A 7,735-nucleotide genomic window follows, 5' to 3' on the forward strand; every position below is an offset into this window, starting at 1 on the left:
GCCCTGCCGCCCCCACCCGCGCCCGGTCGGCGACGCCGAAACCGTCCGAGGAGGAGCCGTCCGCGGTTCGGAGGACGGGCGGTGGTGACAACCGGTGAACCGCGCCGCTCAGGACTGGTACGGCTGCTGCTGCGGTTGCCCGTACGCCTGACCGCCGTGGCCGCTCGCGGCCTGCGCCTGCAGCTGCTCCGCCTGTTCCTTGGTCACCTTCTGCTCAGCGCCGCAGAAGGTGCACTGCGTCGCGTACTTGGTCGAGAACGGGAACAGCGGCACGAAGAACAGCGTGAACTTGGTGACCCGCTTCCTGAGCGTGTGTGCGGACGGATTGCCGCAGTGGCCACACACCAGCGTCAGTATCGCGAGCTGGTACAGGTACCCCTTGGTGCCAAAAATGATCATTCCGTTGATCCTTCCAGTCAGCGCCTGCCGACATAGTGCCAGCGCTGTTACTCGTACGAAACCTTGACGATCACTGTGGCGGGTGCCACGATTCCGACGCTCGGATGTTTACGTAAACATCTGCCACAGCGTTGCGACTGATGGAGCAGGCAGGAGCGAACGATGGTCGCCTTACGCCACCACTAGCCCCCCTCACGCCAAGTGGACCGGTACACCGCCGGTCGCTCCAGGGCCCACCGACGGCGAGCCGACACCCCCGTCCGGCCCGGCAACCTTCTCCAGCGGCCGCTCAACCGCGCGCAGGCTCCCCACCGCCATGCGCCCAGTCGCCATCCTCCGAAAGGCAAGCCGATGCGCAAAACCCCAGCCAGCCCCCGTATCACTCCCCGGCTGCGCGCCGCCTGCGTGGCGATCGCGCTCGGGGCAACCAGCGCTACCGCCCTCGCCGGCAGCCCCGCCAACGCATCGCCGAGCGGAGACACGAGCCGGCTCAGCAGAGACACGACCCAGTTCAAGGGCGTGAACTGGGCCGACCCCCGCGACAACTTCGCCGACGACCCGGTCGTGCTGTCCGGTCTGTCGACGTCCGACACCTACGCCCAGACGTACACCAAGGCGAGCCGGGTGATCTCGGCGTTCCGCGCGAACCTCGGCGCCAACACCGTGCGGCTGCCCATCAACCCGTACACGGTCAACGGCTCCTACTGGAAGTCGTACCGCGGCGTCATCGACGCGGCGTCGGACAAGGGCTTCAAGGTCATCCTCTCCTACTGGGAGGGCACCGGCGCCCGCAAGGACGGCTTCATCGACGACACCGCCACCTACTGGCCCATGTGGGACACGGTGGTCAAGGCGTACAAGGGTGACAAGCACGTCTACTTCGAGCCGATGAACGAGCCGCACGGCTACACCGACACGGAGTGGGCCGACATCGCCGCGCAGTGGCTGGCCACGTACCCGAAGGTCCCGCGGAACCGGGTGTTCGTCAGCGGCGCCGGCTACAACGACCACGTCACCTCCGTCTGTGCCGACCCGCGTCTGAAGGGCACGTACCTGTCGCTGCACCACTACGGGTTCTGGAAGGAGTACGCCACGTACGACCAGTGGGTGGCCGACCTCAAGGAGCGCATCGGCGACTGTGCCAACCGGACCGTCGCCGACGAGTTCGGCGCCCCGATGACCACCGGCTTCGACTACAACAAGCCGACGCCCGACAACAACTTCATCAACTACGTCCAGGCCGTCACGGACACGTTCCGCGAGCTCAAGATGGGGTCCGTCTACTGGCCGGGCCTGCGCACGGACGACACCTACTCGCTGCAGACGCTGACCGGCAACCCCGCCCGGCCCTGGCTGGCCACCACCAACCAGTCCGGCGCAGACCGGCTCGCCTGGGGTTGGGGACGCGGCAAGCCCGTCCAGCCCTGACGCGGTTCCGGGCGCAACTGCATGGCAATTGACGGCAGTTGCGCCCGCCCTTCCGTGGGATCAGGGGATGAGGACCGCGCCTTCCCGGCCCCGGGACGTGTGGGCCATACGGAGAGTCCGGACGGCGGGAGACAACAGAGCCGCGGCGGTGGCGAGGACCACCAGGGCCGCGCAGCCGGCCAGGGCGGGCCCGGTGCCCGTGGCCGCGGCCACCGGGCCGGCCACGAGCAGCCCCAGTGGGGCGAAGGCCAGCGATCCGAACAGGTCGTAGGAACTGACCCGGGACAGGACTTCCTCGGGGATCTCCCGTTGGACCGTGGTGACCCACAGCACCGCGAACACGTCACCGGCGACGCCCGAGGCGAACATGGCCACGGCGGCGAGCCACACCGGTGCCTGGCCGCTGAGCAGGACCATCGGCAAGGCGGCCGGGAAGGTGGCCAGCACCGCCACCAGGACAGGACGGCTCACCCGTACCCGGGTGGCAAGCCCGGCCCCGGCGATGGTGCCCAGCGCCTGCGCGGCGACGACGACCGACCACGCCCGCGCCCCACCCAGGTGCTCCTCTGCCGTCAACGGGCCCAGGACCCCGACGAACGCGTTGAGCGCCGCGACCACGACCGTGTACTGGGCGACCACCACCCACAGCCACTGCCGGGAGGCGAACTCCCGCCATCCCTCCCGGAGATCGGCCCACCCCGACGACGCCCGGGACGGCCGCGCCGCCACCCGCAGACGCGCGGTCAGCACCGCGCTGACCGCGAAGGACGCGGCGTTCAGCGCCAAGGCCCATCCGGCACCGATCAGCGCCACCGTCACACCGGACAGCGCCAGGCCGAGCAGCAGAGAGCTGTTGGTGCCGACCCGCAGCCACCCGTTGGCCTGCTGCAGCCGGTCAGCCGGGACCACCAGCGGCACCATGCCGTCCATCGCCGGGGAGAACAAGGCCGTGGCCGTTCCGGCGACGACCGCCAGCGCACACATCGCCATCAGCGGCGCGTGACCGGTGAGCACCAGTGCGGCCAGCCCCCCGTACGCGCCCGCGCCCACCACGTCCGCCGCCACCATCACCCGTGCACGCGACATCCGGTCCGCGATCACCCCGCCCACCAGGACGAAGACCAACTGGGGCAGCGCCTGGCAGGCCAGCACCAGGGACAGCCGGCCCGGACCGGCCCCCGGGAGCGCTAGCACCGCGAATCCGAGTGCCACACGCGCGAAACCGTTGCCCAACACCGAGATGACGCGCGCACCGGCGAGCAGGAGGAACTGCCGCTCGCGCCAGAGCGATGAACCGTCCGCGGAGACCATCACGGCCACGCACTCTACGAACCCCCGCGTCAACGCGGGTCCACAACCGGCCACTTCAGGCCGGGGCCGCTCTCCGCAGCTTGCGGGCGAAGCGGTGCATGTGCGGGTCCAGCACGTCCAGCGACTCATCGAGTACGTGCCCCACGGTCAGCCACCGGATGGCCCCGAACTCGTCCTGATCGTAGGTGGTGATGCTGTCGGCATCGGCGTTGAGGACGTACCAGAGCGAGACGTCCGTGTGCTCTCCCTGCCCCCGGGTCCGTGTGACGGTGAGGAAGAAGGGCCGCTCCCCCGTGATCGACGACGCGACGGCCGTGATGCCCAGCTCCTCACGGCATTCACGGACCACCGCGGCCCATGGGTCCTCCCCCGGCTCCACGTGCCCTCCGGTCGGCAGCCACAGGCCCGCCTTGCGGTGGGCGACGAGCAGCAGTTCCCCGCGCTTCTCGTCCAGCACGACGAAGTAGCTCACCAGGTGCGTCGCCGGGACGTCGGGTTTGCGCGTCCGGTACAGGGGTGCGTCGCCGGCGATCCACTCCGCGGCGGCCTGCCGGTGAGTGCGCTCCAGCTCGTCCCAGGGTTCGATGCTGTCGACGAGGTCCGCCAGTTCGGCGCGGCGATTCCCCTCGGGACCACTGGACGGACGGTGAGAAGACATCATCCGCGCATCCTCCCAGGAGCCTGTGACAAGCGCTCGACGCCCTGGAGTGGCTTTCTCCAGGTCAACGAGTACCGCCGCAGTACGTGCCGGCGGTAGCGCATGCCCGGCAGGAGGCGCCGTGCGGTGGCTCGCACCTGCGCGTAACTCATCTGCGGATCGGCGACCGGCATGCCCTCGGGGCCGTGCGCGCGGCGCAGCACCTTCGTGATCCGCACCACCGGGGCCGCGGCGATCATCGCCGCCCACTCCGCCGGACTCCCCTCGCGGGCCAGACCGACCACCACCAGCGTGCCACCGGGGCGCAGCAACTCGCACATGCGGAGGAGGGCTGCCTCGAAGTCCATGTGATGGATCGTGGTCACCGAGCAGATGAAGTCGTACCCCGCGCTGGGAAGCTGGGCGGTGAGGAAGTCGTCCTCGACGAAGGTGAGTTGCTCGTGGCCGGGGGCCAGCTCACGGGCGCGGGCGACCATCTCCGGCGAGCGGTCGATCCCGGTGACGCGCCGGGCCCGGCCCGCGAGCTTCCGCGCCAGCAGTCCGTCTCCGCAGCCGACGTCCAGAGCGTCCAGGCATCCCTCGGGGACGGCACGGAGGATGCCTGGATGGCGGGCGACATTGGTGTTCCAGTACGGCTTCGGGTCGGCCTGGTGCATCGGCTCATCGTAGGGACATCGGTGATCACCGCCCACCGGTCTCACGGCGGTCACCGGCGCTGGTACGTACCTGGCGTGTGTCCGAAGGTCCGGCGGAAGACGTCGATGAAGGCACTGGCGGACGACCAGCCGCAGCGATGCGCCACGGCGGTGACCGGGGTGTTCTCGGCCAGCAGGATCAGAGCGTGGTGCAGGCGCAGTTGGGTCCGCCACTGCGGGAAGGTCATGCCGAGGTCGGCTCGGAACAGTCGGGACAGCGTGCGTTCACTGGTGCCGACCTCCTTGGCCAGGGCGGCGAGCGTGCGGTTGTCGGCCGGGTCGGCGTACAGGAGGTCGCACAGGTCCTTCAGTTGCGGGGCCGTGGGGGTGGGCAGGTGCAGCGGCTGCTGGGGCGAGGCCCGGAGCTGGTCCAGCAGTACCGCGCGCAGCCGGGTGCGTTCGGGGGTGTCGTCGAGCGGAGCGCGTGTGTAGGCGAGGAGGAGTTCGCGCAGCAGGGGGGCGACGGCCAGGACGGTGGGCTCGTCCAGGGAGAGGGGGTTGTCGGCCGCCGGCAGACCGATGAGGTGCAACTCCAGTTCGCCGTGGGCCTGGTGGGCGTGGACCGTGCCGGCCGGCACCCAGATGGCGCGGGTTGCCGGTGCCACCCAGGTGCCCGTGCTGGTCGTCACGGTCAGCACGCCCCGCCCGGCGTAGACGATCTGGTGGTCGTCGTGTCGGTGGGCGTCGATCTCCGCTCCCGTCGACAGCCTCTGGGTGCGGGTGGGCGCGATGGGCTGGTGGCGGATCCGCGTCATTGGTTGGCAGTTTATTGGAAGTACGACAACCGGTGTGCTGCCGACGATGGTGGCGTGCCAAGGAATCCGAGAAACAAGTCGATCATTGTGCTGTCGGTCGGTCATGCCTGCGTGGACGTCTATCAGGGCGCCGTCGCGGCACTCGTCCCGTTCTTCGTCGCCGAGCGCTCCTACGGCTACGCCGCGGTGTCCGGCCTCGTCCTCGCGGCGTCCCTGCTGTCCTCCGTGGCCCAACCCGTGTTCGGAGTGCTGACCGACCGGTGGGCGATGCCCTGGCTGCTGCCGGTGAGCACACTGCTCGGCGGGGTGGGCATCGCCCTGAGCGGGGTGAGCGGGTCCTACGCGCTGACGCTGGCGTTCGTGGCGGTGTCCGGGCTGGGGGTGGCCGCCTACCACCCCGAGTCCGCGCGCATCGCGCGGCACGCCTCCCGCGGCAGCCACAGTGGCATGGCGTGGTTCGCGCTCGGCGGCAACCTCGGCTTCGCGCTGGCACCCCTGTTGGTCTCCGCCGTCGTCGCCGCCGGTGGTCTGCGCCTGACGCCACTGCTCGTCGTCCCGGCCCTCGTCGGCTGCGTGCTGTGCCTGTCCGTGCTGCGGGCGTTGGGAAGCACCGGTGGTGTTCCCGTCGGCGCGGCGATGTCGACGGGATCTGACGACCGGTGGTCGTTCGTGAAGCTCTCGCTGGCGGTGATCTGCCGGTCCGTCGTGTTCGTCGGACTGAGTACCTTCGTCTCGCTCTACGCCACGCAGCGCATGGGGGGCAGCACGGCGGCGGGCACCGCGGCGCTCTTCGTGCTGTATCTCGGTGGCGCGGTGGGCTCCGTACTGGGCGGCAAACTGGCCGACCGCTGGGACCGGGTGACGGTCGCGCGCTGGTCCTACCTGGCCACGGTCGTCGCGGTCACCGGGATCGTGGCCGTCCCCGGCCCCGTGCTCTACGTGTTCGTGGCGCTGGCCTCCGCCGGCCTGTACGTGCCGTTCTCATTACAGGTCACCCTGGGCCAGGACTACCTGCCCTCACGTATCGGTACCGCCGCCGGGATCACCCTGGGCCTCACCGTCAGCGTCGGTGGCCTGGCCGGCCCGCTGATCGGAAGCCTCGCCGACGCGACGTCCCTGCGTACGGCGCTGACTCCGCTGGTCCTGATGCCCGCGCTGAGCTGGCTGCTGTTCCGCACCCTGCCCGAACCCACAGCGCCCAGCCCGCGAGGGGAGGCTGACCCGGCGTCAGAACCAGACGCCGGGGCGGCGCCGCAGCACCGTGCCGCCCGCCAAGGCGAGGAAAGCGCCGGGGGACGGCGCGCCGACGACGAACGCGGCGGCGTTCCGCAGTGACTGCTCGGCACGGTGGTTGGCTTGCCAGTCAGCGCTGCTCTTCGCTACGGCCGACGCATGGCTGCGACGGTGCCCGGCGGATGGCCGAACCCGTACTGGTCATGACCACAGCTTGACCTTGCGCCGACCGGTTCATGACACACCCTTCATCACGCCGTGACCTGCAAGGATGCAGCGTTGACAGGGAACTCAAAAGGCCTGTACACGTGGGGCGTTCACCGGGTGTTTCCGGCCAGCGGACCGGCCCGGCGAACCCTCATCGAGCTTCAGCGACCCCATGAAGGACAACCGTGTCCCCTTCCCATCGCGCCGCGAGAGTGGTGCGTCTCGTAGGCGTCTGCAGTGCTGCGGCCGCGCTCGCAGTCGGCGTCGCGGACACCGCGTTCGCCTGCAACATCCGTGACTTCTCCGCCGTCGCCACCTGTGACGACAGCGGCCATGGCCTCATCCGCGTCACGGACAAGGACGGTTCCGGCACCCCGGCCAGCATCTCGCTGTACATCAAGATGACCGTGCCCGGCGAGGACGACCGGCTCCTCGACACGAAGACGATCGAGCATCCGACCGCGCAGGGCGTCACGGTCGACTTCGCCGAGGACTGGGCCCCCGACTCGACGTACCGGATCCACGTCAAGGCCGGGAACCTGGTCGACGAGGACATCAAGCCCCTGCTGACGACTCCGTCGCAGGCATGCTCGGCTTCGGAGACGTCACCCTCGCCGTCCGACACCCCGTCGGCGCAGCCCCCCAAGGAGACGCCCGCCCAGCAGCCGAGCCCGTCGCAGAGCACCACCCCGGCCGCCGGATCCGGCACGAGCAGCAACCCGTCCCCCCAGGGGGCCGGCGACTCCAACCTCGCCGAGACCGGCGCGGACTCCCACACCCCGCTGTTCGTCGGCATCGCGGCCGCACTGGTCGCCGTCGGAGGTGGCGTCGTCTTCGCACTGCGCCGCCCGAGGACGTCCCGCTCCAGCTGACAGCCGTATCGGGGCCGCGCCCGCAAGGGGCCGCGGCCCCGAGAACGGGAGAGGACCTCCGTTCCCGGACCGATGGGCTCGGCGCCATTTCAGCCCGTCCGGCGTTTGAGGAGCGGGGTCCGGGGCGGAGCCCCGAAGAGGGGACGGGCTGTTTCTTATACACATCTCCTAGCCCAC

8 protein-coding genes are annotated in these 7,735 nt (G+C 70.1%); 3 read left to right on the forward strand and 5 right to left on the reverse strand.

All coding sequences use genetic code 11. The features are described from left to right. Positions 1-108: 108 nt before the first annotated feature. Positions 109-399 carry a zinc-ribbon domain-containing protein gene (locus FNH08_RS38830; RefSeq protein ID WP_152776233.1) on the reverse strand — a complete coding sequence of 97 codons (291 nt, stop codon included), beginning with the start codon at positions 397-399 and terminating at the stop codon, positions 109-111. Positions 400-750: 351 nt separating this feature from the next. Here FNH08_RS38830 and FNH08_RS38835 point away from each other — a divergent pair, with 351 nt between their 5' ends. Beyond that, positions 751-1,827, forward strand: a complete 1,077-nt coding sequence (locus tag FNH08_RS38835; protein WP_152776234.1) for a glycoside hydrolase family 5 protein — start codon at positions 751-753, stop codon at positions 1,825-1,827. A 60-nt stretch (positions 1,828-1,887) separates the two neighbouring features. Here FNH08_RS38835 and FNH08_RS38840 read toward each other — a convergent pair whose 3' ends face one another. Genes FNH08_RS38840 through FNH08_RS38855 form a run of 4 tightly spaced genes read right to left on the reverse strand, consistent with a single transcriptional unit; the run spans position 1,888 to position 5,246 of the window. Then, complete coding sequence (locus FNH08_RS38840) at positions 1,888-3,138, reverse strand: MFS transporter (RefSeq protein WP_152776238.1); 1,251 nt, start codon at positions 3,136-3,138, stop codon at positions 1,888-1,890. Between the two features lie 55 nt (positions 3,139-3,193). Continuing rightward, positions 3,194-3,799 (reverse strand): NUDIX hydrolase, encoded by a 606-nt coding sequence (locus tag FNH08_RS38845; RefSeq protein WP_228034622.1) that lies wholly within the window; start codon positions 3,797-3,799, stop codon positions 3,194-3,196. Beyond that, a complete protein-coding gene (locus FNH08_RS38850; RefSeq protein ID WP_152776235.1) occupies positions 3,796-4,452 on the reverse strand; it encodes a class I SAM-dependent methyltransferase in 657 nt (218 codons plus the stop codon). Before FNH08_RS38850 ends, FNH08_RS38845 begins: the two co-directional genes overlap by 4 nt. 50 nt (positions 4,453-4,502) lie before the next feature. Next, positions 4,503-5,246 (reverse strand): helix-turn-helix transcriptional regulator, encoded by a 744-nt coding sequence (locus FNH08_RS38855; protein WP_152776236.1) that lies wholly within the window; start codon positions 5,244-5,246, stop codon positions 4,503-4,505. A gap of 111 nt (positions 5,247-5,357) precedes the next feature. On the opposite strand from FNH08_RS38855, the gene FNH08_RS38860 reads away from it, so the two are divergent. Together FNH08_RS38860 and FNH08_RS38865 are read left to right on the forward strand one after the other, a co-directional pair. Further along, entirely contained in the window at positions 5,358-6,581 is a 1,224-nt protein-coding gene (locus FNH08_RS38860) for an MFS transporter (RefSeq protein WP_322726181.1), read from the forward strand. 290 nt (positions 6,582-6,871) lie between these two features. Next, on the forward strand, positions 6,872-7,558 hold the full coding sequence (locus tag FNH08_RS38865; RefSeq protein ID WP_322726182.1) for an LAETG motif-containing sortase-dependent surface protein: 687 nt from the start codon (positions 6,872-6,874) through the stop codon (positions 7,556-7,558). The last annotated feature ends 177 nt before the right edge of the window (positions 7,559-7,735 follow it).

The organism is Streptomyces spongiae (assembly GCF_009377185.1).
Taxonomy (GTDB): domain Bacteria; phylum Actinomycetota; class Actinomycetes; order Streptomycetales; family Streptomycetaceae; genus Streptomyces; species Streptomyces spongiae.